The 26,206-nt window shown below is 44.3% G+C and carries 32 protein-coding genes and 4 tRNA genes; 19 read left to right on the top strand and 17 right to left on the bottom strand.

Annotated features, from left to right (window positions below; translation table 11 throughout):
• Window position 1 precedes the first annotated feature (1 nt).
• Window positions 2-217: a type II toxin-antitoxin system HicA family toxin gene (locus HQQ92_RS09480; protein WP_173244878.1), complete on the bottom strand. Its 216-nt coding sequence runs from the start codon at window positions 215-217 to the stop codon at window positions 2-4.
• 331 nt (window positions 218-548) lie between these two features.
• Here HQQ92_RS09480 and HQQ92_RS23995 point away from each other — a divergent pair, with 331 nt between their 5' ends.
• The 4 genes from HQQ92_RS23995 to HQQ92_RS09465 are packed head-to-tail and all read left to right on the top strand — an operon-like array spanning window position 549 to window position 2,283.
• Window positions 549-800 carry a hypothetical protein gene (locus HQQ92_RS23995; protein WP_251071047.1) on the top strand — a complete coding sequence of 84 codons (252 nt, stop codon included), beginning with the start codon at window positions 549-551 and terminating at the stop codon, window positions 798-800.
• Window positions 801-1,382 carry a reverse transcriptase domain-containing protein gene (locus HQQ92_RS09475; protein WP_346729599.1) on the top strand — a complete coding sequence of 194 codons (582 nt, stop codon included), beginning with the start codon at window positions 801-803 and terminating at the stop codon, window positions 1,380-1,382.
• Window positions 1,379-1,723 (top strand): hypothetical protein, encoded by a 345-nt coding sequence (locus HQQ92_RS09470; protein WP_251071046.1) that lies wholly within the window; start codon window positions 1,379-1,381, stop codon window positions 1,721-1,723. Before HQQ92_RS09475 ends, HQQ92_RS09470 begins: the two co-directional genes overlap by 4 nt.
• Window positions 1,720-2,283: a hypothetical protein gene (locus HQQ92_RS09465; RefSeq protein WP_173244875.1), complete on the top strand. Its 564-nt coding sequence runs from the start codon at window positions 1,720-1,722 to the stop codon at window positions 2,281-2,283. The genes HQQ92_RS09470 and HQQ92_RS09465 overlap by 4 nt, the downstream gene beginning before the upstream one ends.
• 192 nt (window positions 2,284-2,475) lie before the next feature.
• Here HQQ92_RS09465 and HQQ92_RS09460 read toward each other — a convergent pair.
• Both HQQ92_RS09460 and punC read right to left on the bottom strand, forming a co-directional pair.
• Window positions 2,476-2,566: transfer RNA gene (locus HQQ92_RS09460), tRNA-Ser, on the bottom strand.
• A gap of 80 nt (window positions 2,567-2,646) precedes the next feature.
• Entirely contained in the window at window positions 2,647-3,918 is a 1,272-nt protein-coding gene (punC, locus tag HQQ92_RS09455) for a purine nucleoside transporter PunC (RefSeq protein ID WP_173244872.1), read from the bottom strand.
• A gap of 115 nt (window positions 3,919-4,033) precedes the next feature.
• Between punC and punR the strand changes: the two genes are divergently transcribed.
• From punR to HQQ92_RS09425, 6 genes are all read left to right on the top strand, one after another.
• Complete coding sequence (gene punR / locus HQQ92_RS09450; protein WP_028759950.1) at window positions 4,034-4,936, top strand: DNA-binding transcriptional activator PunR; 903 nt, start codon at window positions 4,034-4,036, stop codon at window positions 4,934-4,936.
• A gap of 339 nt (window positions 4,937-5,275) precedes the next feature.
• Entirely contained in the window at window positions 5,276-5,935 is a 660-nt protein-coding gene (locus HQQ92_RS09445; protein ID WP_028759949.1) for a Bax inhibitor-1/YccA family protein, read from the top strand.
• A gap of 69 nt (window positions 5,936-6,004) precedes the next feature.
• Window positions 6,005-6,394: a sulfurtransferase complex subunit TusD gene (tusD, locus tag HQQ92_RS09440; protein ID WP_173244870.1), complete on the top strand. Its 390-nt coding sequence runs from the start codon at window positions 6,005-6,007 to the stop codon at window positions 6,392-6,394.
• Between the two features lie 14 nt (window positions 6,395-6,408).
• Window positions 6,409-6,765, top strand: coding sequence for a sulfurtransferase complex subunit TusC (gene tusC / locus HQQ92_RS09435; protein ID WP_173244866.1), 357 nt, complete (start codon window positions 6,409-6,411; stop codon window positions 6,763-6,765).
• Entirely contained in the window at window positions 6,765-7,046 is a 282-nt protein-coding gene (gene tusB, locus HQQ92_RS09430) for a sulfurtransferase complex subunit TusB (RefSeq protein ID WP_173244863.1), read from the top strand. The genes tusC and tusB overlap by 1 nt, the downstream gene beginning before the upstream one ends.
• Window positions 7,040-7,378, top strand: a complete 339-nt coding sequence (locus tag HQQ92_RS09425) for a TusE/DsrC/DsvC family sulfur relay protein (protein ID WP_105252498.1) — start codon at window positions 7,040-7,042, stop codon at window positions 7,376-7,378. The genes tusB and HQQ92_RS09425 overlap by 7 nt, the downstream gene beginning before the upstream one ends.
• A gap of 99 nt (window positions 7,379-7,477) precedes the next feature.
• Here HQQ92_RS09425 and HQQ92_RS23865 read toward each other — a convergent pair whose 3' ends face one another.
• From HQQ92_RS23865 to lrp, 7 genes are all read right to left on the bottom strand, one after another.
• Window positions 7,478-7,600, bottom strand: coding sequence for a hypothetical protein (locus HQQ92_RS23865; RefSeq protein ID WP_028759944.1), 123 nt, complete (start codon window positions 7,598-7,600; stop codon window positions 7,478-7,480).
• A gap of 19 nt (window positions 7,601-7,619) precedes the next feature.
• Window positions 7,620-8,906: a serine--tRNA ligase gene (serS, locus tag HQQ92_RS09420; protein ID WP_173244859.1), complete on the bottom strand. Its 1,287-nt coding sequence runs from the start codon at window positions 8,904-8,906 to the stop codon at window positions 7,620-7,622.
• An 18-nt stretch (window positions 8,907-8,924) separates the two neighbouring features.
• Complete coding sequence (crcB, locus tag HQQ92_RS09415; RefSeq protein ID WP_028759942.1) at window positions 8,925-9,299, bottom strand: fluoride efflux transporter CrcB; 375 nt, start codon at window positions 9,297-9,299, stop codon at window positions 8,925-8,927.
• Entirely contained in the window at window positions 9,292-10,623 is a 1,332-nt protein-coding gene (locus tag HQQ92_RS09410) for a replication-associated recombination protein A (RefSeq protein ID WP_173244856.1), read from the bottom strand. Before HQQ92_RS09410 ends, crcB begins: the two co-directional genes overlap by 8 nt.
• An 8-nt stretch (window positions 10,624-10,631) precedes the next feature.
• Window positions 10,632-11,258, bottom strand: a complete 627-nt coding sequence (lolA, locus tag HQQ92_RS09405) for an outer membrane lipoprotein chaperone LolA (RefSeq protein ID WP_173244853.1) — start codon at window positions 11,256-11,258, stop codon at window positions 10,632-10,634.
• Window positions 11,259-11,313: 55 nt separating this feature from the next.
• Window positions 11,314-14,079 (bottom strand): DNA translocase FtsK, encoded by a 2,766-nt coding sequence (locus tag HQQ92_RS09400; protein WP_028759939.1) that lies wholly within the window; start codon window positions 14,077-14,079, stop codon window positions 11,314-11,316.
• 342 nt (window positions 14,080-14,421) lie between these two features.
• Entirely contained in the window at window positions 14,422-14,928 is a 507-nt protein-coding gene (gene lrp, locus HQQ92_RS09395; protein WP_006081649.1) for a leucine-responsive transcriptional regulator Lrp, read from the bottom strand.
• Between the two features lie 179 nt (window positions 14,929-15,107).
• Between lrp and ald the strand changes: the two genes are divergently transcribed.
• Both ald and trxB read left to right on the top strand, forming a co-directional pair.
• Window positions 15,108-16,223, top strand: coding sequence for an alanine dehydrogenase (gene ald / locus HQQ92_RS09390; RefSeq protein WP_028759938.1), 1,116 nt, complete (start codon window positions 15,108-15,110; stop codon window positions 16,221-16,223).
• A gap of 332 nt (window positions 16,224-16,555) precedes the next feature.
• Window positions 16,556-17,509 carry a thioredoxin-disulfide reductase gene (gene trxB, locus HQQ92_RS09385; protein ID WP_173244850.1) on the top strand — a complete coding sequence of 318 codons (954 nt, stop codon included), beginning with the start codon at window positions 16,556-16,558 and terminating at the stop codon, window positions 17,507-17,509.
• A 254-nt stretch (window positions 17,510-17,763) separates the two neighbouring features.
• On the opposite strand, the gene rplT is transcribed toward trxB, so the two are convergent.
• From rplT to thrS, 4 genes are all read right to left on the bottom strand, one after another.
• Entirely contained in the window at window positions 17,764-18,120 is a 357-nt protein-coding gene (gene rplT / locus HQQ92_RS09380) for a 50S ribosomal protein L20 (protein ID WP_006081652.1), read from the bottom strand.
• Window positions 18,121-18,136: 16 nt separating this feature from the next.
• Window positions 18,137-18,331 (bottom strand): 50S ribosomal protein L35, encoded by a 195-nt coding sequence (gene rpmI / locus HQQ92_RS09375; RefSeq protein ID WP_006081653.1) that lies wholly within the window; start codon window positions 18,329-18,331, stop codon window positions 18,137-18,139.
• Window positions 18,332-18,415: 84 nt separating this feature from the next.
• Window positions 18,416-18,958: a translation initiation factor IF-3 gene (gene infC / locus HQQ92_RS09370; protein ID WP_012089240.1), complete on the bottom strand. Its 543-nt coding sequence runs from the start codon at window positions 18,956-18,958 to the stop codon at window positions 18,416-18,418.
• A 3-nt stretch (window positions 18,959-18,961) separates the two neighbouring features.
• The gene (gene thrS, locus HQQ92_RS09365; protein ID WP_173244847.1) at window positions 18,962-20,890 is read right to left on the bottom strand and encodes a threonine--tRNA ligase; all 1,929 of its coding nucleotides are present in this window, start codon (window positions 20,888-20,890) and stop codon (window positions 18,962-18,964) included.
• A 291-nt stretch (window positions 20,891-21,181) separates the two neighbouring features.
• Between thrS and HQQ92_RS09360 the strand changes: the two genes are divergently transcribed.
• Window positions 21,182-21,415, top strand: a complete 234-nt coding sequence (locus tag HQQ92_RS09360) for a hypothetical protein (protein ID WP_173244844.1) — start codon at window positions 21,182-21,184, stop codon at window positions 21,413-21,415.
• Between the two features lie 248 nt (window positions 21,416-21,663).
• Window positions 21,664-21,864: a CPXCG motif-containing cysteine-rich protein gene (locus tag HQQ92_RS09355; protein ID WP_028759934.1), complete on the top strand. Its 201-nt coding sequence runs from the start codon at window positions 21,664-21,666 to the stop codon at window positions 21,862-21,864.
• Window positions 21,865-21,898: 34 nt separating this feature from the next.
• Here HQQ92_RS09355 and HQQ92_RS09350 read toward each other — a convergent pair whose 3' ends face one another.
• A complete protein-coding gene (locus HQQ92_RS09350; RefSeq protein WP_173244841.1) occupies window positions 21,899-22,522 on the bottom strand; it encodes a riboflavin synthase subunit alpha in 624 nt (207 codons plus the stop codon).
• Between the two features lie 33 nt (window positions 22,523-22,555).
• Between HQQ92_RS09350 and HQQ92_RS09345 the strand changes: the two genes are divergently transcribed.
• The 5 genes from HQQ92_RS09345 to HQQ92_RS09325 all read left to right on the top strand — a co-directional run bounded on the left by HQQ92_RS09345 (window position 22,556) and on the right by HQQ92_RS09325 (window position 25,181).
• Window positions 22,556-23,935, top strand: coding sequence for an MATE family efflux transporter (locus tag HQQ92_RS09345; protein WP_168827724.1), 1,380 nt, complete (start codon window positions 22,556-22,558; stop codon window positions 23,933-23,935).
• Between the two features lie 250 nt (window positions 23,936-24,185).
• Window positions 24,186-24,262, top strand: a tRNA-Val gene (locus HQQ92_RS09340).
• A gap of 37 nt (window positions 24,263-24,299) precedes the next feature.
• A tRNA-Val gene (locus tag HQQ92_RS09335) sits at window positions 24,300-24,376 on the top strand.
• Window positions 24,377-24,413: 37 nt separating this feature from the next.
• Window positions 24,414-24,490, top strand: a tRNA-Val gene (locus HQQ92_RS09330).
• A 388-nt stretch (window positions 24,491-24,878) separates the two neighbouring features.
• Window positions 24,879-25,181: an encapsulin-associated ferritin-like protein gene (locus HQQ92_RS09325; protein WP_028759930.1), complete on the top strand. Its 303-nt coding sequence runs from the start codon at window positions 24,879-24,881 to the stop codon at window positions 25,179-25,181.
• 423 nt (window positions 25,182-25,604) lie between these two features.
• Here HQQ92_RS09325 and HQQ92_RS09320 read toward each other — a convergent pair whose 3' ends face one another.
• Both HQQ92_RS09320 and HQQ92_RS09315 read right to left on the bottom strand, forming a co-directional pair.
• Window positions 25,605-25,757 (bottom strand): DUF3309 family protein, encoded by a 153-nt coding sequence (locus tag HQQ92_RS09320; RefSeq protein ID WP_301553935.1) that lies wholly within the window; start codon window positions 25,755-25,757, stop codon window positions 25,605-25,607.
• Window positions 25,758-25,899: 142 nt separating this feature from the next.
• A complete protein-coding gene (locus tag HQQ92_RS09315; RefSeq protein WP_028759929.1) occupies window positions 25,900-26,085 on the bottom strand; it encodes a CsbD family protein in 186 nt (61 codons plus the stop codon).
• Window positions 26,086-26,206 lie beyond the last annotated feature (121 nt).

The following is a 26,206-nucleotide window of genomic DNA, read 5'->3' as shown; positions in this document are numbered from 1 at the left end:
ACTACATAATTGATCCTTTATCCGTATTCGGAGATGGGTGGGGCCGATGAAATACTCGTACTTCATCAAACAGCACAACTGCGACTCGAGAGCCTGCTCTTTCGGAAACGTCTGCACCTAATGCTTTAAACAAAGCTTCGATGTCCTTCCAGGGTGTAGTGCCGCTGGTAGGGCGAAGATAAAATTGCTCCAGTGTCTTTTGGTGCTTTCGCTTCACTAACTAATGGTACCATACCAAGGAACTAGGCATATAACGCCGCCATAATTTGCTGGTTGAAGCGCAGCGTAAGACAGTCAAATTGATGGCTTTGTGTACGCCCAGCATGGGCATGAACTAATGAGGTGAAAGTCCTCTGTAGGAAGGTCACTGTTCAATAACATCCTGTTATTAAACGTTAACTACTAGCGAATGGCAAGGGCTTATCCGCGAGGATTGGTTTGAAGGAGGCCGCTAGCAAATTTGCGAGCTGATGAACAAGAACATCATATGAGGCGTAGGCTAGAGGTGAGTTGGCAGGGCCTCCCCCACTAAGTAAGGGGACAAGACGATGAAACCACGTGATCTAATGGCCACCGTAAATGAGCAACCAGCCTTCAACAGCGATTTATTCCAACAACTGCTTCAGCCTGAGAATCTACACCGAGCTTGGCGTCAGGTTAAAGCCAATAATGGCGCGGCTGGTATCGATGGCATGACCATCGAAGCCTACCCGCTTTGGGTGCAGCAAGGCGGTTGGCAACAGTGTAATTCTCAACTTGAGTTAGGTGAATATCAACCCTCAGCAGTCAGACGCGTATAGATCGACAAACCCTATGGCGGTAAACGCAAACTGGGTATCCCTAACGTCATTGATCGTGTGATACAGCAATCAATTGCTCAAATTCTCTCGCCGTTGTTTGACCCTTCCTTCTCGGCTAATAGCTTCGGCTTTAGACCGAATAGGAATGCCAAACAAGCGGTCTTGCAAGTCAGGGATATCATCAAACATAAACGCAAATTTGCCGTCGATGTTGATCTGTCCAAGTTCTTTGATCGAGTAAATCATGATCTCTTAATGACTCAGTTAAGGATCAAGGTACAGGATAAGCGTCTGCTGGCGCTTATTGGTAAATACCTGCGTGCAGGCGTGATGATCAACGACCAATTTGAAGCAAGCTTCGAAGGCGTACCTCAGGGCGGCCCACTCTCACCATTACTATCAAACATCATGTTGAATAGTCTGGATAAAGGGCTGGGAAGCAGAGGGCATCACTTCGCCCGCTACGCGGATGACTTTATCATCTTGGTCAAGTCTCAACGAGCGGGCGAACGTGTCCTCAAGAGTATTACTCGCTATCTTGCCACTAAGCTAAAACTGGTTGTATTAAGATTTCGAGTGTGACGTTTATCGCTTTACCTTTGGCGGGGATCACAGGTATTGCGATTGCTGTGTATCAAGGCACAAATCGCCCTAAGCTTGCATTGCTATTATCTGGGATAAAAATCTATGGTTTGTTACTGCCCCTGCTGGTCCTGTTACCTCAACTATCCTTTACAGATATTTCATTTATCACAGGCGCATTAAACATTAATATCATGCCAAACTCTTTGGTTAAGTTGTGGATGGCCTTTCCAATTGCGGACATCTTAGCTTGTCTCTTGAGTTTATTGATCATCAGTATTTGGCCTTTCATTCACGTGCCGCGAGCAAATCGAGTCAGTCATGGAGGTAATGCAAAATGAAGTTAGCCAAGATGAAAGACTCAAGCGCCATCGCATTAAATGAAACCAAAGTTCGCGCTAAAAAACTGCTCAAAGCTTGTCAGCAGGATGAGCCGTTAGCCAAGCAAAGAGTCGCGACCTTAATGGCGAAATTGGGCATATCACACTCAGATCTCCAGCTTAAGCATTGCCAACAAGTGATTACACGTGAGCTAGGGTTTATCGATTTTCATCATTGCCAGCGAGTCCTGTCGGGTAAAGCCATACTCGGGGATGATTGGGGAGGCTTATTCCACACTAAGCAATGTGACACATTACTCAATCATTGGTTTACTGGCTATTTAGCCGCGCGTGATTTTAATGCGCAAGCTGAGGACACATTGCTACTCCCCTACAAGAAGCAGTTTTTTGTGGTGGAGCGGCGGGATTACTGCAATGCACTGAATTTGCCGATAATTTTGCAACCAGTTGATAATGCTGGCGAACCGACTATCCTGCGAGATCTGGTGAGCAGCTATGCTAATGCAGATTGGCATTCCTTTGCTCTTGCCATGGTCCAACACAAACTCCCCAAAGTGTAATGATGGCTGAGATTGTCAGGCATTATGTTGAATGAGGAAATCTAGAGTTAAATAATACAAGCAAAGTCATCATTGCTGATGGCTTTGCTTGTGAAATATGGCTGAAACACTGCGTTTCGGATCAGAAACGCAAGGCTAAAATAGCTAAAATGCAAAAAGCCGCTAATTGCTTAGCGGCTTTTTGACTAAATATGGCGGAGGAGCAGGGATTTGAACCCTGGGTGGGCTATAAACCCACGCCGGTTTTCAAGACCGGTGCATTAAACCACTCTGCCACCCCTCCGAACGAGGCGCATAATATAAGTAAGTCTGTTGACTGTAAAGCACTAACTCTCAATTATGCGCCAATTGTTGCTATTACACTCAATCCGCTGGATTTTGCTTCACATCGGACATTATGCCTACCCGTGCGGGATCTGGCTTAGTGAAATGTTTGGCAAAGTCGCCCCACTCTTGTTGACTCTTAAGTATATAGCCGACCACAACTAAAATAGCGCAACATAGGATACCCCAACCAATCGCCACTTCACCAAGACTTGCCCACATAGCGACTAAGCTTGATGCACCAAAGGCAATGCTGATCTGTAAGAAGTTCTGTAATCCTGCGGCCTTAGCGGCATTCTGACTAAACTGCTGTAGCGCGCTGTTCACGACTATTGGGTAAATAGCGCCATTAGCTGCGGCCAAAATCGAGAACGAAATAAGCAGTGGGAAAATCCTGCTCGCGGGATAAATCAGCGTGAACATGATGATCGAAATAACGCAGGCTGCGAAAACCGACAACAAGATATTGAGTGTTTGATGCCCGCCAATGCGTTTTATCAGTAACTTACTCGCATAACCACCGACAATAAACATGATGGTTTGCGGGATAAAACTTAACCCAATTTCAGTCGCTTGATAACCGTGCATTTCCATCACAATCGGCCACACAGTTAAGTAGGCAAAGAAAGCACCGGAACAGGCACCGAAGATCACGACGTTGCCTAAATAGCGGGTGTTTTTCAAAATTTGCCCATAAGATACAGCAACATGTTCACTGTGTTTATGTTGACTCTTGCCTGGAACAAAGTACAAGGTCATCAATACCAGCAGAAAAGCGATAACACACAAGGAGATAAAGATTGCACGCCAGCCTAATTCGTTCAGAATATAAGCGCCAAGGATCGGTGCTAATGCAGGCGATAATGCAACCAATGGCATAATGTTGCTGAAAATACCTTGGGCTTTATCGGCATCATATTGTTCTACCACAATAGCTTGCCAAATAACCCCTGCGCTACAGGCGCCAATGGCTTGGAAGAAGCGCGCGGTATTGAGCATTAATATAGAATCACTGTTGGCAATAAACACGCTAGCAATGGCAAATAAAGCAAGGCCAAAGATCAGTGCCCAACGTTTGCCGATTTTATTGACTAACGGGCCGTAAAGCAGCTGACCTAAGGCAAGACCCGCAAGGAAACAGGTCAGTGACATCGCCACCTGTGATGGTGTGCTGTTAAATGAGCCTTCAATTGCTTTGAAAGCAGGCAAATACATGTCAGTGGCAATAAAGCCAAGCATGCTCAACATGGCTAAATAGAATAGAAACATAAAGAACTTTATGTTTACAAAGGTGTTACTAGACGTTTTCATAGAATAATCGGGTCGGATTGACTAAAGTGTGCAGTCTAAAGACTTGTTAAATTTATTGGAAACGTTTATTTTTGACTTGTGCTATCAATTATTTTCATTGGAATGGACGTCAGTTATGCTCTCAGAACAAGCGCTAGAACTCATTGATATTGTGGCTCGTGTAGGTAGTTTCACCGCGGCGGCGAATCGGCTACATAAAGTGCCCTCTGCCGTGAGCTACGCGGTCAAGCAAATAGAAGAAGAACTCGGCGTCATTCTTTTTGAACGGCATCATCGCAGCGTAACGTTAACACCAGCGGGTGAACATTTTGTGAAGCAAGCCAGAACCTTGCTCACGCAGATGGACGAGATGAAACGTGGCACTCAGCGCGTGGCAAATGGTTGGCAACCCACCTTGTCCATAGCCCTTGATAATATCGTCCGTGCCGACAGGATCAGCGTATTAATTGCTGACTTTTATCGACACTTCCATGATATTGAATTAATTATTCGAATTGAAGTCTTTAACGGAGTTTGGGAAGCGCTCGCCACGGGTCGCAGTGATATTGCTATTGGTGCGACAACCGCAATTCCAGTCGGTGGCGTTTACCAATATAAAGACATGGGGGATATTGAGTGGGCGTTTCTTGTTAGTAAAAATCATCCCTTGGCCAGTATTGACCGCCCATTAAGTGACGATGAGCTGCGCCCTTTTCCCTCGATTTGTTTAGAAGATACCTCTCGGGAAATTCCAAAACGTATGACTTGGTTGCTAGAGAATCAACGCAGGTTAGTCGTACCTGATTGGATCCGTGCCATTAACTGTTTCCGCGAAGGTTTAGGCGTCGGTTATATGCCAGTGCATTTAGCGAGCGTGTTTATTAAGGCGGGTGCGCTCGTTGAGAAACAACTGGAAAATCCAAAGCAGACAAGCCCTTGTTGCTTGGCCTGGAATGCTGACAAGATGTCGCCTGCTCTCGCTTGGGTGCTGGAATATCTTGGCGATACTGAAAAATTGCACAAAGAGTGGCTGGCTTAAGCTTGGTTTAAACTCAATATGCTGATCTAGTCATTGAAATCAGCATTGAATGTGATTGTGTATCGTCTGCTTATGTACAGACTAAGTCTTTACCTTCATAGTGGATGAAGACGCAGATACAAGAATCTTATTTTTTATGCTTTGCAATTAAAGTTGAAATAAATAATTGAGTAAAATTTTGAAGATTAACAATTTGTTATTCATGGTTCTATGACTTTCACCCGTATCTCATGTACGGTATCATTGTACCAGTTAAGTTCATTTTAGGATTTTACGGGAACTTAGTGTGCTGTAAAAAATCAAAATGATCAGTTTGGAAATGTGTCAACGGAGATCAACATGACCCAAGAAACCTTATATTCGACGAGTGCGTCAACACTGGAAGTGAACAAACTTCTTAAAAACACTTATATGCTGTTATCGATGACATTGGCCTTCTCTGCCCTGTGTGCGGGTTTGGCAATGGCATTAAATATCAGTCCGTTAGTCTCCATTGGTTTATCGATTGGTGGCCTAGTACTGTTGTTTGTCACTTTACGTAAAGCCGAATCTGCAGCGGGTATCTTCTGGGTGTTTGCCTTTACGGGTATGGAAGGTGCTTCACTGGGCTACATGCTCAATCACTACGCGGGTATGGCAAACGGTCCACAGCTGATCATGCAAGCACTGGGGTTAACGTCAGTGATTTTCGTTGCGTTATCAGCCTATGCCGTGACCACTAAGAAAGATTTCTCTTTCCTACGTGGATTCTTGTTCGCCGGCTTGATTGTGGTGATCGCCGCCGCTGTGATTAATATTTTTATGGGTAACAGTGTTGCCTTTATGGCAATTAACGCGGGCTTGGCGTTACTGATGACAGGTTTTATCCTGTTTGATACTAGTCGTATCGTCAATGGCGGCGAAACTAACTACATTCGCGCGACTATCTCGTTATACCTAGACTTCTTAAACCTCTTCATCGCGCTGTTACACCTGATGGGCATAGGCAACGATGACTAATCCTAGTTAGCGATTTTTAGCTTAACTTGCGTTAGAATGGCCCTACTTTTAGGGCCATTTTTATTTTAAATGAGCAAATTTATTATCCAAGTGAACGGGCCCGCTTATGGCACGTCGGCGAGTGTTAACGCCTTACGCTTCTCCCAAGCTGCACTTTTAGCTGGGCATCAGATTATCTGTGTGTTTTTTTATCAAGATGGCGTTTATAACTCCACAGATTTAAGCTTACCCGCCTCCGATGAAAATGATGTGATCAGTGACTGGAAACAGCTGGCGCAATCCCGTCAGGTCCCGTTAGTCAATTGCGTTTCTGCAGCGCTACGTCGTGGCATTGTGAGTCAGCAAGATGCCTGCGAGAATGGCCTAAGCCACTGGAATGTGGGCGAGTCATTTATCATGGGCGGTTTAGGTGAGCTAATCACAGGTATTGAATCGGCCGATCGTTTGATCAGTTTTTAACTCTCAGGGCTACTATGAAAAAATTGTGTATTCTATTTCGCTGCTCGCCACATGGTACTGTTCGTGGCCGCGAAGGTTTAGATCTTGCCCTGCTTAGCGCTAGCTTCGAACAAGAAGTGAGTTTAGTGTTTGTGGATGAAGGTGTGTTGCATTTGATTAAAGAGCAACAGCCTGTGCTTATCGGTGCTAAAGATTACATATCCACCTTTAAAGCACTGCCGCTGTATGATATTGGCTTTGTGTTAGTCTGTAAGCAATCCTTAGCCGATTACGGCTTAAGCCATGGCTTACTGTCGATCCCAGTCACAGTGGTCAACGATGAAGCCATCACAGCCCATTTAAACCAAGTGGATGAGGTCTTAGTATTCTAATGATTTTACACCATATTCAAACATCTCCCAGTCGAGATAACGCGCTAAAACTTTGTTTACGTTACGCCTGTAAGGAAGATGCGATTTTATTATCGAGTGATGGTGTTAACGCGTTACTGCTGCGTCAATGGGCAATGGCATTATCACCCTTCAAGCTGATGGTTTTAAAAGACGATGTTATCGCACGTGGTCTATCCGAACGTTTAAAGAACGTGATGTTTATCGATTACAATGAGTTTGTGGCTCAATCATTACTCCATGACAAGGTGATAACGTGGTAAATCCATTGCAATTTAATGGCGCAGAAATCGCCCGTGACCATCAAGGTTATTTAAAAAATCTTAACGATTGGCAACCCGATATGGCCCTGTTGTTAGCGGCAGAAGAGCAAATTGTACTTACGCCTGCACATTGGGAAGTGATTAACTTTGTTCGAGATTTCTATCTCGAATATAAAACGAGCCCTGCTATCCGAGTATTAGTTAAAGCCATTGGCCAAGCCTTAGGACCAGACAAAGGCAATTCTAAATACTTATATACCCTATTCCCGATTGGACCTGCGAAACAAGCAACGAAAATCGCGGGCCTGCCCAAACCAGCTAAGTGTATTTAATGGCAAAGGGTTAAGTCATCACGTAAACATGACACAAACAAAAAGGCATGTTCCTTTGGGAAACATGCCTTTCTTTTTACTTGAACAAAGTTGATAGGGTTATTTGACGTTTTCTAACACAACCCAGATGGCTTTGCCTACGGTGGCGAGCATTACAGCAAAAAATACTGCAATCACAGCGGTATAGGAAAGCCAACGGAGATAGCGCTGGCCTTTATCCATAGTATTATTTTGTGTTCCATTAGCCTATTTGAGTCAAACCGCTCATGTAAGGACGCAGAACTTCAGGGACTGTGATACTGCCATCAGCATTTTGATAGTTTTCTAAAATAGCCACTAAAGTACGACCCACAGCTAAACCTGAGCCGTTTAACGTATGCAATAGCGCAGGCTTATTATCTGCTTTCACGCGGTAACGTGCTTGCATACGACGGGCTTGGAAATCCTTCATGTTTGAGCAAGAAGAAATCTCACGATAGGTATTTTGTGCTGGTAACCAGACTTCGATATCGTAGGTTTTGCTTGAGCCAAAGCCCATATCGCCAGTACATAAAATCACTGTTCGATACGGTAAACCTAAACGCTGCAATACAGTTTCAGCATGACCTGTCAGCGCTTCAAGTGCCGCCATTGAATCTTCAGGCTTAACAATTTGCACCATTTCAACTTTATCGAATTGGTGCTGACGGATCAGACCACGGGTATCTTTGCCGTATGAGCCCGCTTCGCTGCGGAAACATGCAGTATGCGCTGTTAACTTTATTGGCAGCTCGTCTTCATCAACAATGCTATCGCGAACTAAGTTCGTTAATGGCACTTCTGCGGTTGGGATAAGGCTCAAGCCTTGGCCTTCTTCAGTCGCAGGTTTAGTGTGGAATAAATCTTCACCAAACTTAGGTAGCTGGCCTGTGCCGAGTAAGCTTGCCTCGTTAACCAGTAATGGCACATAGGCTTCGGTATAACCGTGCTCTGTGGTATGTAAGTCCAACATGAACTGACCAATGGCGCGGTTTAAGCGGGCGACTTGGCCTTTCATCACTATAAAACGTGAGCCAGTAATTTTAACGGCATTTTTAAAATCTAAGCCGTTTAGGCCTTCGCCTAAATCGATATGATCTTTAATCGGGAAATCAAAAGTGCGTGGCGTACCCCAACGTCTCACTTCAACGTTCTCTGTTTCATCGGCTCCCATTGGTACTGATTCATCAGGCAGGTTAGGCATAGACATGGCAATGGCATTGACTTCTTCAAGTACGGCGGCCAGTTCAATCTTTTTGGCATCCAACTGTGAACCTAAATCGCCCACTTGCGCCATGATCGCGTCAACATCTTCACCACGGGCTTTAGCTTGGCCAATAGATTTGGAGATGGCATTACGCGACGCTTGTAATTCTTCGGTAGCCACTTGCAGTGACTTACGCTTTTCTTCTAATTGAATGAGATGAGCTATGTCTAAAATAAAGCCACGGGTAGCCAGTCGCTCAGCGGTAACTTCTAATTCGTTGCGCAAAAATTTAGGATCTAACATGTGATATATTCTTAATAGTTAAATGCGAGAAAAAACCAGTTGTTGACCTAAGTACACCATGAATAAACATAGACTTAGATTCAACACCACATTCAAAATCGCCTTCAGCCAATCCCCTTCTTGCATCAGCAACAAGGTTTCATTAGAGAAAGTCGAAAACGTTGTCAAAGCACCTAATAGACCGATACCTATAAGCGCTTTGAGTTCAGGGCTGATATGACTCATTTGCCCCAGAGCGTAAATTACGCCCATAAAAAATGAACCTATAACATTAACCAACAGTGTACCAAAAGGAAAACTGCTGCCAAATACTTGGATCATGAATATTGAAATAAGATAGCGTAAAACTGCTCCAATTGACCCGCCGAAAGCCACTAATAAGATGTTAGTCATATCTTTTGTTCTCACTGGCTTGATCTAACTGGGCTAATTGCGCCAATTTATCTTTGATCCGCTTCTCAAACCCTCGCTCAGTCGGAAAATAAAACTGTGCTGTTTGCAGGGATTCGGGGAAATAATTTTCACCACTGGCATAGGCATTGGCTTCATCGTGGGCATATCGATACCCTGCACCCATGCCGATGTCTTTCATTAATTGAGTCGGTGCATTGCGTAAATGGTGCGGTACTTCGACTTGCCCTGTTTCGCGAGCTAACTCACGCGCAGCCTTAAATGCGGTATACACAGCGTTGCTCTTAGGCGCGCTGGCAAGGTAAACAATGGCTTGTGCTATTGCTCGCTCACCTTCTGCGGGGCCAACACGGTGAAAACAATCCCAGGCATTCAGTGCGATTGTCATCGCCGCAGGATCGGCATTGCCCACATCTTCAGAGGCAATCGCCAGTAAGCGCCTTGCCACGTAAAGCGGATCGCCACCGCCTTCTAATATTCGACAAAACCAATACAACGCCGCATCGGGTGCTGAGCCGCGAATGGATTTATGCACTGCTGAAATAAGATCGTAAAACTGATCGCCGTTCTTATCAAAACCAGCAACTTGGTGCCCCGCCACTTGAATTAACATTTCAGTGGTAAAGGTGCCACCGTCGATGAGCATATCACTCATCAACTCAATAAGATTTAACGCTTTACGGGCATCACCATCACAAAGTTGTGCCAATGTTGTGAGCACATCGGTTGGCATTACAAATCGTCGTAGGCCTAAACCGCGCTCGTTATCGTTTAAGGCTTGAGTCACTATATGGGCGATTTCATCATGGCTTAAGCGCTTGATAAGATAGACCCTTGCCCGCGAGAGTAAGGCATTATTGATTTCAAAAGACGGATTTTCTGTGGTCGCGCCGATAAAGATCACTGTGCCATCTTCAATAAATGGCAGAAAAGCATCCTGTTGACTCTTATTGAATCGGTGGACTTCATCGACAAACAATAAGGTACGTTGGCCACGGGATTCTGCAACGGCTTTTGCTTGCTCAATCGCGGCGCGAATGTCCTTAACGCCAGAGGTGACCGCGGAAATGCGTTCAACGTGAGCATTTGAATAATGTGCGATTAATTCGGCTAAGGTTGTTTTACCTGTGCCCGGCGGTCCCCACAACATCATGGAATGGGCGCGCCCTGCTTCCAATGCTTTGCGTAGTGGTTGGCCCTCACCCAGTAAATGGGCTTGACCTATGTACTCGCCAATCGTTCTTGGCCGCATGCGCGCGGCCAAGGGACGAAAATCGGGCGCAAAATTAAACGATAAACTGCTCACGCGATAGCCTAATGCGCTGCTTTTCGACGTTGATCATCAACATCGACGCTGTCTGGGATCACAAAGGTGAACAAGGCTTTGTCTTTATTTGTGATGGCTTGCTGATTGCTTAAATCAAACAGGCTTAAATTACCTTTATCATCGGCAACATTAAAGTTGACTAACTGGGCATTTTTGAAACACACATTGACGGACAATATGCCCGAATCAATCGCCTTAGGTTTGATCTCATAGCAATCTTGTTTCTTGAACACTGAATACTGTGACCAAGTCGCATCGTCGCGGTGGACGAGCAATGCGATGGGAGATGCATTGATTGCTTCAGCAAAATCCATGATGACCACCTCTTCGGCGAAAGGATTGTAGATCCACAAATCTTTACCATCAGCGACAATCTGCGATTCATCGGGCTGGGTTAAATGCCAATAAAATTGATTCGGATACGCTAAGGCAAAAATGCCAGACCCTGTTTGAATAACCTTTTTATTGACATCTGTTACGGTTTGTTTGAAATCGGCTTTTAGTGACGCGGTACCAATCAATTTTTCCCTGAGCTGCTGCGCATCATCGGCAAACACAGCCGCGCTAAATAGCAAAGGTGAAGCTAACAACACAGCGCATAATCGTTTTTTCATTTTATTCCTTACCCTGTAAACCCTTGGGTGTATCAAAGCTACGCCTTAGCGCGGCTTAATAATGTTTTGGTGCTGGCGGCGCTAAGACTTCACGGTTACCGTTGTGGCCTTGAGCAGAAACAATACCTTGTGCTTCCATCTGTTCAATAATGCGGGCTGCACGGTTATAACCAATCTTAAATTTACGCTGTACGCTTGAAATCGAGCCGCGACGAGTTTCAGTCACAAAGGCGACTGCTTCATCGTATAACGGATCGTATTCTTCGTCTGATTCAGCGGTTTCACCAGGCAATAATACTTGTTCACCATCACTGGCACCGTTGAGGATTTCTTCGATATATTGCGGTTTGCCACGGGCGCACCAATCGGCAACGACACGGTGAACTTCATGATCATCAACGAACGCACCATGAACACGATTCGGTACCGCGGTACCCGGTGGCAAAAATAACATGTCACCCATACCAAGCAAGGTTTCGGCACCCTGTTGATCTAAAATGGTGCGCGAATCGATACGCGATGACACTTGGAACGCCATACGTGTGGGAATGTTGGCCTTAATCAAACCAGTGATCACATCCACTGACGGTCTTTGGGTTGCAAGAATTAAATGTATGCCTGCGGCACGCGCTTTTTGGGCAATACGGGCAATCAACTCTTCAACTTTTTTACCAACAATCATCATCATGTCAGCAAATTCATCGACCACAACAACAATCGATGGGAGCTTATCTAACGCAGGCGCTTCTGGCTCCATGCTGTCAGAAGACTTCCACATAGGATCTAAAATCACTTCGCCATTGGCCTTAGCCTCGGCAATTTTAGCGTTATAACCCTTGATGTTACGTACGCCCATCATAGACATCAGCTTGTAGCGACGTTCCATCTCGCCGACACACCAACGCAGCGCATTGGCAGCTTCTTTCATGTCGGTCACGACTTCACATAGCAAATGCGGAATGCCTTCATAGACAGACAATTCCAACATTTTGGGGTCGATCATGATAAAGCGTACATCTTCTGGGCCAGACTTATACAGTAAGCTGGTGATCATCACGTTTACACCCACAGACTTACCAGAGCCTGTAGTACCTGCTACCAATAAATGTGGCATTTTACCAAGATCAACAACAACTGGGTCACCAGCAATATCTTGGCCTAACACCATAGTTAAGTTGGATTTACTCTCAGTAAAGGCGGCACAATCTAACACATCGCGCATAAACACGGTTTCGCGGAATTTATTGGGTAATTCAAGTCCGACATAAGCCTTACCCGGAATAACTTCAACCACGCGCACACTTTCAGCCAGTAATGAACGAGCTAAATCCTTTGATAGATTAGAGATTTTTGACGCTTTAACGCCCGGCGCTAATTCTAATTCAAAGCGTGTAATCACAGGGCCTGGATACACACCCACCACATTGGCGATGATGTTGAAATCGGCCAACTTAAGCTCAACAAGGCGGGCGACTTGATCCAATTCCTCTGGGCTGATGGGATTCTTCTTACGATCAGGTATGTCGAGCAAGTTAATGCTCGGCAGAGGATCCATCGGTTTTTTCGGTGCGGGTTTGTCTTCTTGTCCTGGCAACACCACAATGCCATCGACAATTTTAGCTTTTTGATCTTGCTTATTACGCTGCGCTTGATTCACTGCACCCGTTGACACTTTAGTATCAAAATCAATGACGTCATCATCGCTAAAACCTAGACTTTCATCGTCTTCATCTTCTGTAAATGCTTGACTGCTAAACACAGGCTCATTGTCATCATGATCGAATGAATGCGAATTAAAATCGGCACTGCCTTGCTCATCGGCATTTGAATGCTGAGGTTCAGCTAACCAAGGTGGCGCTTCAAAATTGCCATGGGCGGCCAAATCATCATTATCGATTTGTGGCTCAACCCGTTGTGCACTCTTACTTTTACTGCCATTCAAGCTTAGAATTTTTGCAAGCGCCGATAGTTTGTTTTTTGGCGACGAATTATTCTCAGTTTCAGTAATAATACCTTCTGGTTCAATGACCATATCATCAGTGGCAGCATATAGCGTTGGGGTTATCTCAGCTCTACGACCAATATGACGCTCACGCACCTTAGGCTTTTCAACTATGGGGGGCTTTTCTAGCACGTACTGGGATTCACGGCGCTGTTTAAACTTATCCACCACGGACATAAAACCACGGGTATCCTCGGTTTCATGCTCACGCTTCATCGCTTGCGGCAATAATTTTAACTTTTTATAAATCCAAATAGAGACTAAGCCGATTTTCTCGACCACAGTCAGCCAGCTAATCCCAGTCAACAGCGTAAAGCCTGAGCCCAAGAAACACAGCAGTAATAAGGTAGTGCCGAGTTTATTAAAATACGGCAACATGGCTTGGCCTATGACATCACCCGCCACTCCGCCTGCCGAAAACTCGTAGATGTTGTTGGCATTCATACTCGCCAAAGCAGAAAATCCTAGAATGATCAGTAAAAATCCAATCAATCTCAGGGCCACTGAAAAGTAATCAATTTCAAGTAAATGATGGGCACGTTTGAACAATAACCAACCTGTCGATGCGACAATGATTGGCATGATATAAGCCGTAACGCCGAAGAAATATAACAGAATATCGGCAATCCAAGCCCCTACTGCTCCGGTCCAGTTTTTAATATCGCCTTGAAAATGCGACTGACTCCAACCAGGATCAGACGGACTAAAACTCGTCAATGCGAGCAAAATATAAGTGGCGAGAACACAACAAATGATGAGTCCGCCTTCCAGCAGACGTTGCAAGCCAGTTAGCGTGCGTACACTATTTCCTTGAGACAAACGACGTAATCCATAAAAGTGAAAACAGGTGGGCTAACGATACCAGAATCCCACTAAATGTGGAGCACATTAGCCTGTTTTTCTATACAGAATTGGTCATGATTGGCAAAATTTAGTCTATTGAGGTGTTTTAGTGTGCTTTTGGGGAGGAATGAGTTATTACACAAACACTTCCGTTAACAAATTTGTTTAAAAATGCCACAAAAAGAAGCCCCTAAGTTAGCAAACTTAAGGGCAATACAAGGCTAATAGCAATAGGCGTTAAATGAGATGAGTATATCGACGTTACTGATAAATAAGGGGCCTAAGCCCCTTATTGTAAAACCAAACAATCAGGGTAATTTAGATATCTGAGAGTAGATGATTTATCGCTACACGACTGGTGTGCTTAACTTCTTCCATCACAACATAAGTACGCGTGTCGGAAACAGAAGGTAATTTCAATAAAGTTTCACCTAACAAGCGACGATAAGCCGACATATCTGAAACACGAGTTTTCAGTAAGTAGTCAAAATCGCCTGAAACCAGATGACATTCTTGAATATCATCGAGTAGTTGCACTGCACGGTTAAACTTATCAAACACTTCGGGAGTATCACGGCTTAATGTGATTTCCACGAATACCAGTAGGGATGCACCCAAGAAATGAGGATTCACCAATGCGGTATAGCCATTGATGTAACCTTGCTTTTCGAGACGTTTTACTCTTTCTAAACACGGAGTTGGACTTAGTCCGACTCTTTTTGACAATTCCACATTTGAAATGCGGCCATCAAGTTGTAGTTCATTAAGAATGTTGCGATCGATGCGATCCAAGTCTTTTACAGGACTCTTTTTATTATATGCCATTTATTTAACCTTGCTTTATCACTAAAACAACATTTTATTCTACGTATGCCGAAAGTTCAGCAGCATAAACTGCGTCGCCGATACTATACTAGATATCCCTGAATTAATCACGTTCAGGTCACGATAAAATAACAATTATGCCCATTAAAAGTGGGATTTCAGGCAATTGAGGCTCAAAGATGATTATTGGTGTTCCCAAGGAAATTAAAAACCACGAATATCGTGTCGGTATGGTTCCTTCTAGTGTTCGCGAGTTGGCGATCAAAGGTCACGACGTTTTTGTTGAAACAAATGCAGGCATAGGTATTGGTTTTTCAGATCAAGATTATATTGATGCTGGCGCCACAATTTTAGCGACTGCTGCTGAAGTTTTTGCTAAAGCGCAGATGATTGTAAAAGTAAAAGAGCCTCAAGCAGTTGAACGCGCTATGTTGCGTCACGATCAGATTTTATTTACTTATCTGCATCTTGCTCCAGATTTACCGCAAACTGAAGATTTAATCAAAAGTGGTGCCGTATGTATCGCTTACGAAACTGTGACAGACGATCGTGGTGGCCTGCCTTTGCTTGCTCCTATGTCTGAAGTCGCTGGTCGTATGTCAATCCAAGCTGGCGCTATGGCATTAGAGAAATCTTCTGGTGGCCGCGGTATGTTACTGGGCGGCGTACCGGGAGTTGAGCCTGCTAAAGTCGTCATTATTGGCGGCGGTATGGTTGGTACTAATGCAGCACAAGTGGCAGTTGGTATGGGGGCTGATGTTGTTGTGCTTGATCGCAGTATTGATGCTCTACGTCGTTTAAATGTGCAATTCGGTTCTGCTGTAAAAGCCATTTACTCAACTGCGGATGCAATTGAACGTCATGTTATTGAAGCCGATCTTGTGATCGGTGGTGTACTAATTCCAGGTGCTGCGGCGCCCAAATTGGTTACTCGTAGCATGATTTCACGTATGAAGCCTGGCAGCGCTATCGTTGACGTGGCGATCGATCAAGGCGGTTGTGTTGAAACTTCACATGCCACTACTCACCAAGATCCTACCTATATCGTTGATGATGTTGTGCATTACTGTGTTGCAAATATGCCTGGTGCGGTCGCTCGTACTTCAACATTTGCGCTTAACAATGCAACCTTACCGTACATTCTCAAGTTAGCAAATTTAGGCTATAAAGAAGCGCTGTTGCAAGACAAGCATTTTCTTAATGGCTTAAACGTCATGCACGGTAAAGTGGTGTGTAAGGAAGTGGCTCACGCCCTAAACTTAGCGTTCACATCTCCTGCGACACTATTAGTATAAGCTTTTAATTAACTTAACTTTTTATGTGAATTTGAGCTAGCTTTACTTAGTATGTAATTCAAATCGGTCTCGATACAATTGAGGCCGATTTTTTATTGGGTAGAAATAGGCTCCACTACGATCGCACCATCATATTTATACAAGCTCATCCCGTGCTTCATTTCGTGGTTCACACTTAAGCTATTTATTCACAGTAAAGTAAAACTGACACTCTCCATACCAAAACGGATGGACTCGATTAGTGCAATCTAAAAGAATCGCCCTCCAACACTTTACCCCCACAGGTAAATTCCCTACAATCCTTGCAATTTGCTAAAGGCACGGAGATAAAAATGAGCCAAGTCAGACATTGTAACTTATTGATTTTGGGTTCAGGCCCAGCAGGATATACCGCAGCCGTTTATGCTGCGCGTGCGAATTTAAAACCTGTGATGATCACAGGTATGCAGCAAGGCGGTCAATTAACCACGACGACTGAAGTTGAAAACTGGCCAGGTGACGCGGACGACTTAACGGGTCCAGCCTTGATGGAACGTATGCAGAAGCATGCTGAAAAGTTCGATACTGAAATCTTGTTCGATCACATTAACGAAGTCACCTTAACCGAGCGCCCTTTCCGCTTGAAAGGCGACAATGGCGAGTACACCTGTGATGCGCTGATCATCGCAACTGGCGCATCTGCCCGCTACTTAGGATTAGACTCAGAAGAAGCTTTCAAAGGTCGCGGTGTATCAGCCTGTGCAACCTGTGATGGCTTCTTCTATCGCAATCAAAAAGTCGCAGTGATCGGTGGCGGCAACACCGCCGTTGAAGAAGCATTGTATTTAAGCAATATTGCTGCTGAAGTTCACCTCATCCATCGCCGTGACACCTTCCGTTCAGAAAAAATCTTGATCGACCGTCTGATGGACAAAGTCGCCAATGGCAACATAATCCTTCACTTAGATCAAACCATGGATGAAGTGGTTGGTGATGCCATGGGCGTGACAGGTCTAAAGATGAAGAGCACTAAAGATGGCTCGATCACTGACTTATCCGTTGCTGGCGTGTTCGTCGCTATTGGTCACAGCCCTAATACCGGTATTTTTGAAGGCCAGTTGGAAATGAACCACGGTTATTTAAAAGTTCAGAGTGGCTTGCAAGGTAACGCCACGCAAACCAGTATCGAAGGTGTTTATGCCTGTGGTGATGTGATGGACCAACATTATCGTCAAGCTATTACTTCTGCCGGTACAGGCTGTATGGCCGCACTCGATGCAGAGCGTTATTTAGACGCTAAAAAGTAACTAGACTCGATTTTTCAACGAATAGCAGGCTTAGCCTGCTATTTTTTTAGGTCAAAATCGTTAAGCAATAGCAAAAATTTTTGCGGACTGTGCCAATCAATATTGTTCACGCACATACATGTCTTTCCTTCACCGATTCTTAATCTTGTACCAGTTAGATGAGCACTTATAAGTGTTTAGGTTGGGTTAAGCCTAAAATGGCGCACAAAAAAAGGGACCAAATGGTCCCTTCTCTACAGCAACAAACTAATTTCTTAGTTTAATGCTTCTTTTGCTTTTTCAACTAAAGTTGCAAATACAACTTTATCGAATACAGCGATGTCAGCCAAAATCTTACGATCGATTTCGATAGACGCCTTTTTCAGACCGTTGATGAAACGGCTGTAAGACAGACCATTTTGACGAGCGGCAGCATTAATACGTGCAATCCAAAGTTGACGGAATTGACGTTTTTTCTGACGACGGTCACGGTAAGCATATTGACCAGCTTTAGTTACTGCTTGAACAGCAACACGGTAAGTACGGCTACGAGCGCCATAATAACCTTTAGCTAGTTTTAAAACTTTCTTGTGACGAGCACGAGCGGTTACACCACGCTTAACTCTTGGCATTTTCTAATCTCCTAAATTAAGCGTAAGGTAATTGACGCGCGATTGCTGGAACGTCAGCTTTTGATACTAAACATTTGGCACGTAAGTGACGTTTACGTTTAGTGCTTTTTTTCGTCAAAATGTGACGTAAGTGTGCTTGCTTGCGCTTGAAACCATTAGCGGTTTTCTTAAAACGCTTCGCTACACCCTTGTCTGTTTTCATTTTAGGCATTTCTAAAACTCCGCATTGGGATGTTTAATAAAAAGCAAGGCGAGCAAAGGCCATAGACCTTTGCTACTTTAAGTTTTGCCCTACTTATTTCTTTTTAGGCGCTAGCACCATAATTGCTTGTCGGCCTTCCATTTTCGGGAAAGATTCAACAACCGCATACTCGTCCAAATCAGCCTTGATACGGTTCAATAGATCCATACCCAGGTTTTGGTGTGCCATTTCGCGACCTCGGAAACGAAGCGTAATCTTCGCTTTGTCCCCGTCTTCCAGAAAACGTATCAGGTTGCGTAGTTTTACCTGATAGTCGTTTTCGTCAGTTCCAGGACGGAATTTAATTTCCTTGACCTGAACCTGCTTTTGCTTCTTCTTTTGTTCCTTGGCTGACTTAGCCTTATCAAAAAGGAACTTACCGTAGTCCATAATGCGACATACTGGAGGTTCAGCATTTGGGCTGATTTCTACTAGGTCTACACCTGCTTCATCTGCCAAATTCTGAGCATCTCTGATGCTTACCACACCAATAGCTTCACCATCAATGCCTGTTAAGCGTACTTCTGGTACACCTGTGATTTCTTCATTGATTCTATTAGGGGCCGGCTGACGCCCTGCTGTTTTTTTGATCTTTATGACCTATTCCTCCAACAATTTGAGACTACGGAGCGAAATCTGTTGATGGATTTTAGTGGCGAAATCTTCAAGTCGCATCTTACCTAAATCGATACCATCACGGGTACGCACCGCTACTTCCTTATTTTCCATTTCTTGATCGCCAACGACCAACAAATAAGGGACACGCCTTAAGGTGTGCTCGCGTATTTTAAAGCCTATTTTCTCATTCCTCAAGTCAAAAGACGCTCGAATACCTTGTTCTTTGAAGAATTTTACGACTTCTTCAACATAATCAGCCTGTTTATCGGTGATATTCATCACGACAACTTGCATTGGGGCTAACCAAGTTGGGAAACGTCCTGCATATTCTTCTATCAAGATACCCAAGAATCGTTCCAAAGAGCCTAAAATAGCACGATGGATCATCACTGGGGTCTGACGGCTGTTATCTTCGGCAACGTAAGTTGCACCAAGACGGCTTGGCAACGCATAATCGAGCTGCACAGTACCACATTGCCATGCTCGGTCCAAACAATCGTGTAAAGTAAATTCGATTTTTGGTCCGTAAAACGCGCCTTCACCTGGCAAAATAGTGAATTCAATATTATTGGCACGCAGAGCTTGCTTAAGTGCTTCTTCCGCTCTGTCCCACATAGCATCGTCACCGATACGTTTCTCTGGGCGAGTAGAAAGTTTTACTACGATATTTTCAAAGCCGAAGGTGGCGTAAGTATCGTAAACCATCCGGATACAGGCACTCACTTCTTCTTGAACTTGGCTGTCAGTACAGAAAATATGGGCGTCGTCTTGCGTAAAGCCACGTACACGCATTAATCCGTGTAACGAGCCTGAAGGTTCATTACGGTGACAGCAACCAAATTCCGCCATACGCAATGGTAGATCACGGTAAGATTTCAACCCTTGGTTGAAGATCTGCACATGGCCTGGGCAGTTCATTGGCTTGATAGCATATTCGCGGTTTTCGCTGCTGGTCGTGAACATGGCTTCTGAGTATTTATCCCAGTGACCAGAACGTTCCCACAACACGCGGTCCATCATTAATGGGCCTTTCACTTCTTGGTAAGTGTATTGGTTTAACTTACGGCGAATGAATCTTTCTAATTCGAGGAAGATGCTCCAACCGTCGTTATGCCAGAACACCATACCCGGTGCTTCTTCTTGCATGTGATACAAGTCGAGCTGCTTACCGATTTTACGGTGGTCACGCTTAGCCGCTTCTTCAAGACGGGTTAAGTGTGTGCTCAAGGCTTTTTTGTCAGCCCAAGCAGTACCATAGATACGTTGCAACATCTTGTTTTCTGAGTTGCCACGCCAATAAGCGCCAGCAATGCTCATTAATTTGAAATGTTGGCAGAAACGCATGTTAGGTACGTGCGGTCCACGACACATATCAGTGTATTCTTCGTGATGATACAGCGCAGGCGTCGCGTCTTTGCTGATGTTCTCATCCAGAATGGCAATCTTATAATCTTCACCGCGCGCAGCGAATGTATCACGGGCTTCTTGCCAGCTAACGACACGTTTTACTACGTCATAGTTAGTTTTTGCTAGTTGAAGCATGCGCTTTTCTAATGCGTCGATGTCATCTTGAGTCAACTTGTGCTCAAGGTCGATATCATAGTAGAAGCCATTATCGATAACAGGACCAATCGCCATCTTGGTTTCTGGCCACATTTGCTTAATCGCGTGACCTAATAAATGCGCGCAAGAATGGCGAAGAATTTCAACACCTTCTTCGTCTTTGGCGGTAATGATTGATAGCTCAGCATCGGTTTCAATGAGATCGCAAGCATCTTTTAATTCGCCATTAACGCGGCCAGCGATACAAGCTTTCGCTAAACCAGGGCCAATATCAGCGGCAACATCGAGGGTCGATACAGCATGGGCAAACTCGCGTTTGCTACCATCGGGAAGTGTAATTACAGGCATGAAATGTCCTTTCCAGTGGTGACCCACACGTAGGGCCACTTGGTTTTAGTTAATGTAAGAGAAATGCTCGCTAGGTTAAGACAGTACAGGAGTCTTAGCCGCCTTGCGTAGCAGGGCGTTTATTCTAAGGGATTGTAGCTAAAAGGCGCAAGCATATTGACCAGAATTGGGATTGGAAACAAAAAGCAAATTCATGATTTTGCAGTGTCTTGGTAACTTCTTGGTCATCTAACTCCCCTATTCTAGCGCCAGTTTATTGGGCATCACTGAAAACATGACAAGGGAGTTGATATGTTGAACTGCATTCTACTGGCTGTAACACTCACGCACACTGCAACCGCTTTATCTGAGCCACAGGTGAAAATTACAAGCAAATCTTTGATTGATACTCAAGTGTTACTCGTTGATATTAAAAGTGAACTTGAGCAACAGATGCAGCGTTTAACGCTGGATATTACCCAAGATGCCCGCGATGGCGTGTTACACAGCAGTGAAATGGAGGGGTTAGTGATGGTAAAGGACTAGTTTTTAGAAGAGATAATGATCCAACAAGAAAATATTTAACCAGAAGGTCTATCATGCTGCGTTTTGAGACCGACTTCATCTAAGTCAGTGCACTGCACTCTGCTGTATACTCAAATAGGAAGCACATAAAGCGCACTCAGGTTTCGAATATCGACAAAGCGCAGACAATATAAGCGATAAGCGTACGAAGTATGAGATGCGTTGATTGAGCAGAGCGATTCGCTCTATTGGCGATAAGGAGTTGCACCATGAGAGTCATGAACAAAGTTATTGCTTGTCCCCACTGCGGGCACCATCAAGATATCAGTATCGATGCCAGCTGTGGAGACCAAGATTATTACGATGACTGCCGAATTTGTTGTAATCCGATTCACTTACGCTTACACATCGATGAATCGAGACGAACGGTTGAGCTGTATATCGATTCAGACGACGAGCAAATCTATTAAACGAGATTGCACTACACGCTGCGATGTCACTAAACTAACGTGCTTGTTCGTTAAAACGCCTGGCCAGCACGCGCTCGACTGTGTCGACGATAATTTGTGTTTGGCTGTCGATCTCAATATTGAGTTCATCACCCACTTTATACTGACTTAAATTGGTCAGTTTTAGGGTTTCAGGAATTAAGTGCAACTTAAAACCGGAGTCACTCACCTCGCCAACCGTTAAACTACAGCCATTAACGCCAACAAAACCTTTATAAAAAATGTAATCCATCCATTTAGGCTCAATGCCCAGTGTCAGATCATAATGCTGTTCTGTATGGCTAATATCGATGACTTTGGCCTTAGTATGGATATGCCCAGAGAGAATGTGGCCACCAATTTCACTACCGAAAGTTAACGAGCGTTCAACATTAACACTTTGACCTACTGACAAATTAGCCAGATTCGTCAGTCGCAAGGTCTCTTCCACTACATCGAAAAATACCCTATCATCAGCGACCTGAGTCACAGTAAGACATACCCCGTTATTTGCCACACTTGCTCCTATCGCAAGTCCCTCATGCAAATCAGGTTCAAACGCTACCTCAAGGGTATTTAGGCCATCTTTCTTATGTATTGCAACCACCTCGCAGGTGGCTTGAACTATACCTGTAAACATTTTTTGCTCGCTTAATCGTTAAAGGCTGTATTTATGAATCATTCAGGCTATCAAGCCAAACGTTTAATCCAACTGGCGCTGCCGGTACTGATAGCTCAGGTCACTCAGACCATGATGGGCTTTATTGATACTGTTATGGCGGGCCGTGTTAGTGCGGTTGATATGGCCGCCGTCGCAGTCGGCACTAGCCTTTGGTTACCCGCTATTCTGTTCGTCCAAGGTTTGCTGATGGCTTTTACGCCTTTATTTGCCCACTATAATGGCGCGAATAATCAAAAAGCCATCCAACCTTTGGCCTTTCAAGGTGCCTATCTTGCCATTATAGGCGGCATTGGTGTGATGGTTTTCCTTGCATCAGCCCCTTTTGTGCTTGGCCACATGGACTTGGAGCCTGAATTATACCGCTTAACCATAGGATATCTCGACGGTATTTTATGGGGCGCACCCGCATTTGTGCTTTATCAAGTGCTACGTGGCTGCAGTGAAGGTATATCCTATACCTTACCGACCATGGTCATTGGTTTTGTCGGTCTAGCAGTAAATATCCCCGCTAACTATATTTTTATTTATGGACACTTTGGCGTACCGGCCATGGGCGGCGCAGGCTGTGGTATCGCCACTGCTCTCGTATTCTGGGCCATGCTAGTTGCCATGACCATTTACATGCAGTTACATAAAAAATTCGCGGCTTTAGCTCCCTTCAGTAAATTTCATCGTCCAGACTTTGAAACGATGAAGAAAATGACCAAACTCGGCATGCCGATAGCAATGGCGCTGTTTTTTGAAGTGAGTTTATTTGCCATTATCGCGCTGTTACTCGCCCCATTAGGCGCAACAGTGGTCGCAAGTCACCAGATTGCGCTCAACTTTTCTGCCATCGTATTTATGCTGCCGTTATCGATAGGTATCGCGGTATCGATTCGGATTGGTTATTACTTAGGCCGTGATCGCGCCGATATTTCCGCTGTGGTCACTAAAGTGGGCTTATGGCTGGCACTATCCCTTGCTCTAACGACAGCGGTCTTGACCGTATTATTTAGATTCCAAATTGCGAAACTTTATAATGGTGATCCTGAAGTGGTTGCCTTAGCGGGCAGCTTGATGTTGATGGCAGCCCTGTATCAATTATCTGATTCAGTTCAAGTGGTCGCAGCGGGTGCTCTTCGCGGTTATAAAGATACACGCAGCGCCTTTTATATCACGCTGTTTTCCTACTGGGGGATTGGTATGTCACTCGGTTATACCTTAGCTTATACGGACCATATCGTTCCCGCGATGGGCGCCCATGGATTCTGGGCAGGATTGATTGCGGGCTTGACCTCAGCAGCGCTGTTATTTTTCATTCGTCTGCGTTACATCCAAAAGCATGGCGTGCATTTGAGCCTTATTGAAGGTGACAGTGTTCACCATTGATTGCATTAATGGCGAGCGACAGTGCTCGCCTTTTGGTTTATCAGTTTGATTTCGATGCATTCTCTGAAGTAAAGCGAATAAAAAATTGCGGTTTTATCGGCGGCATTGTTGAAACACTGGGCAAGTTGCACAGCAATTCACCATTTGACGACAAATTTGTTTTTTTTGCTTGCCAGCCCTGCGCTATGCCCCTAATATAGCGCTCGTTCCAAGGCGCAACGCTTTTGAATAGCTTGTTAAATTTTGCGATGCACCCGTAGCTCAGTTGGTTAGAGCACTACCTTGACATGGTAGGGGTCGGTGGTTCGAGTCCACTCGGGTGTACCACTCTATTCAAAGAGTCTAAATTTGAAATTCAAACAGTGCACCCGTAGCTCAGTTGGTTAGAGCACTACCTTGACATGGTAGGGGTCGGTGGTTCGAGTCCACTCGGGTGTACCACTCTATTCAAAGAGTCTAAATTTGAAATTCAAACAGTGCACCCGTAGCTCAGTTGGTTAGAGCACTACCTTGACATGGTAGGGGTCGGTGGTTCGAGTCCACTCGGGTGTACCATTTCTTATTATGTATTTCATTAATCCCCCCCCTGCTTATCAAGCCAAATACAATTAATCTGCCTTTTAAAGCAGGTGTTTATGGTTTTCACTGCCTTTATATTTTAATTTAAAATTCATTCCCAAATATCTCAAAGTTCAAAATCCAAAGTAATATCCTGTGCTAAATCAAATATTCGCAGTGGTATTTCTGCGCCCTCTCCAATCCTTTTAAAGGAGCTGCCTAAAAATTTTTGACTAAGTACGGCATCGAACAGACACTCGACGGTTAAGGTCGCAGAATAATGCATTCAAAGTCTGTTCGTTGAAAATAGCGTTAAGACAATCATCTGCAATTATCATCACCGCTCAATAGTGAGCGATCCTATCTGCATAGCGAGGAAATCCCAATGTCGAATGAAGGTTATCATGAACCCATTACTGAACTCACAGATAAAACCAAGGACATGCACCGTGCACTTACATCACTGATGGAGGAGCTTGAAGCAATAGACTGGTATAATCAAAGAGTTGATGCGTGCAAAAATAATGAGTTGAGAGAGATACTTATACATAATCGAGACGAAGAAAAAGAACATGCTGCAATGCTACAAGAATGGATAAGGAGACAAGATCCGAGCTTTGATAAACAGCTAAAACATTACCTTTTTACAGATACGCCTGTTGCTCACACACCTATTGTTCACAAATAAGTATTCAATCTGGCTGTTTGAGCAAGCCATTTTCGTGAGCAAACGCCTTTAGTCACTAAGCTGCTGTTCTTATAATACAAACCTCTGCATGTGTTATTGCACCATTTAGCTCATTTCATACAGCCTTGCAGAATACTAGCGTGCAAATGTATTACTACGGACACTGTATTCTACGGACTTAGTGACTTTCATTTTTAGCGTGAAGGACTTCACCTAATGCTACCTTAACGAAATATCTTGCGTGTAAATCTTAGGCGTATAGGACCTTTCAATCTCAGAATGGCGAGCACTGCCGTGCAAGAAAAACGAGCGATGTCAGCCATTTTTGAACGACTAAAAACATCACTCACTATTTTTAGCTACCTACGGCAGTTAGAGATGACGACTCAATATTGAGGTCGTACATAACTTAGGCTTTATCGCTCAAATTTTACCGAGTAAAAGGAGTATAACGAGGATCAATACTACCAAACCTAATCCACCGCTCGGGCCGTACCCCCAGCTCTTACTGTGTGGCCAAGTCGGAGCCACACCGATCAGCATCAGAATCAAAACCACCAATAATATTGTTCCTATACTCATGAGAGTCTCCTAGACATTATGGATATAACTCGAACCAGAAATCTTAATCAATATGACAAAGATCCTTTTAAATACCCACATAAAGCTGCCAAACTTTATGCTTAAGGTGCTTACTTAATTGTAAAAGCCTCTGACATCAACTGTGTTTTTCGGCATCCTTAGCCGCTTCTTTTACATTACCAATTGCTTTTTGAGTTTTACCTTTTATCTGTTTCTGAACCCCTTTCATCTGCTGTTTCGGGTTGCCAACGATCTCACCAATTTTTTGCTGCACTTTGCCTGCAGCGTCTTTTATTGAACCTTCTATTTGGTCTTTGTTCATGGTCAATTTCCTTTTGTTGTTGATATAACATCTAAATAATAATGAGCGCTAACAATCAGCTATGAGCTATTTTTCATTTTAGTAAATAGCGTTTAGCAAACATCTACATATTTTTATGTAA

This window comes from Shewanella sp. DC2-4 (genome assembly GCF_013248875.1).
In the GTDB taxonomy this organism is placed as follows: domain Bacteria; phylum Pseudomonadota; class Gammaproteobacteria; order Enterobacterales; family Shewanellaceae; genus Shewanella; species Shewanella oncorhynchi.
Note: the sequence above shows the minus strand (reverse complement) of the source record. Positions and strands in the feature narration are given on the sequence as shown.

Excerpts from the sequence above, each read along its gene's own strand:
- ald (WP_028759938.1), top strand. The coding sequence starts at position 15,108 with ATGATTATTGGTGTTCCCAAGGAAATTAAAAACCACGAATATCGTGTC.
- HQQ92_RS09345 (WP_168827724.1), top strand. The coding sequence starts at position 22,556 with ATGAATCATTCAGGCTATCAAGCCAAACGTTTAATCCAACTGGCGCTG.
- crcB (WP_028759942.1), bottom strand. The coding sequence starts at position 9,299 with ATGACTAACATCTTATTAGTGGCTTTCGGCGGGTCAATTGGAGCAGTT.
- punR (WP_028759950.1), top strand. The coding sequence starts at position 4,034 with ATGCTCTCAGAACAAGCGCTAGAACTCATTGATATTGTGGCTCGTGTA.
- HQQ92_RS09445 (WP_028759949.1), top strand. The coding sequence starts at position 5,276 with ATGACCCAAGAAACCTTATATTCGACGAGTGCGTCAACACTGGAAGTG.
- thrS (WP_173244847.1), bottom strand. The coding sequence starts at position 20,890 with ATGCCTGTAATTACACTTCCCGATGGTAGCAAACGCGAGTTTGCCCAT.
- HQQ92_RS09315 (WP_028759929.1), bottom strand. The coding sequence starts at position 26,085 with ATGAACAAAGACCAAATAGAAGGTTCAATAAAAGACGCTGCAGGCAAA.
- HQQ92_RS09355 (WP_028759934.1), top strand. The coding sequence starts at position 21,664 with ATGAGAGTCATGAACAAAGTTATTGCTTGTCCCCACTGCGGGCACCAT.
- trxB (WP_173244850.1), top strand. The coding sequence starts at position 16,556 with ATGAGCCAAGTCAGACATTGTAACTTATTGATTTTGGGTTCAGGCCCA.
- serS (WP_173244859.1), bottom strand. The coding sequence starts at position 8,906 with ATGTTAGATCCTAAATTTTTGCGCAACGAATTAGAAGTTACCGCTGAG.
- tusD (WP_173244870.1), top strand. The coding sequence starts at position 6,005 with ATGAGCAAATTTATTATCCAAGTGAACGGGCCCGCTTATGGCACGTCG.
- HQQ92_RS09465 (WP_173244875.1), top strand. The coding sequence starts at position 1,720 with ATGAAGTTAGCCAAGATGAAAGACTCAAGCGCCATCGCATTAAATGAA.
- punC (WP_173244872.1), bottom strand. The coding sequence starts at position 3,918 with ATGAAAACGTCTAGTAACACCTTTGTAAACATAAAGTTCTTTATGTTT.
- lolA (WP_173244853.1), bottom strand. The coding sequence starts at position 11,258 with ATGAAAAAACGATTATGCGCTGTGTTGTTAGCTTCACCTTTGCTATTT.
- HQQ92_RS23865 (WP_028759944.1), bottom strand. The coding sequence starts at position 7,600 with ATGGATAAAGGCCAGCGCTATCTCCGTTGGCTTTCCTATACCGCTGTG.
- rplT (WP_006081652.1), bottom strand. The coding sequence starts at position 18,120 with ATGCCAAGAGTTAAGCGTGGTGTAACCGCTCGTGCTCGTCACAAGAAA.
- HQQ92_RS23995 (WP_251071047.1), top strand. The coding sequence starts at position 549 with ATGAAACCACGTGATCTAATGGCCACCGTAAATGAGCAACCAGCCTTC.
- rpmI (WP_006081653.1), bottom strand. The coding sequence starts at position 18,331 with ATGCCTAAAATGAAAACAGACAAGGGTGTAGCGAAGCGTTTTAAGAAA.
- HQQ92_RS09360 (WP_173244844.1), top strand. The coding sequence starts at position 21,182 with ATGTTGAACTGCATTCTACTGGCTGTAACACTCACGCACACTGCAACC.
- tusC (WP_173244866.1), top strand. The coding sequence starts at position 6,409 with ATGAAAAAATTGTGTATTCTATTTCGCTGCTCGCCACATGGTACTGTT.
- HQQ92_RS09350 (WP_173244841.1), bottom strand. The coding sequence starts at position 22,522 with ATGTTTACAGGTATAGTTCAAGCCACCTGCGAGGTGGTTGCAATACAT.
- tusB (WP_173244863.1), top strand. The coding sequence starts at position 6,765 with ATGATTTTACACCATATTCAAACATCTCCCAGTCGAGATAACGCGCTA.
- lrp (WP_006081649.1), bottom strand. The coding sequence starts at position 14,928 with ATGGCATATAATAAAAAGAGTCCTGTAAAAGACTTGGATCGCATCGAT.
- HQQ92_RS09325 (WP_028759930.1), top strand. The coding sequence starts at position 24,879 with ATGTCGAATGAAGGTTATCATGAACCCATTACTGAACTCACAGATAAA.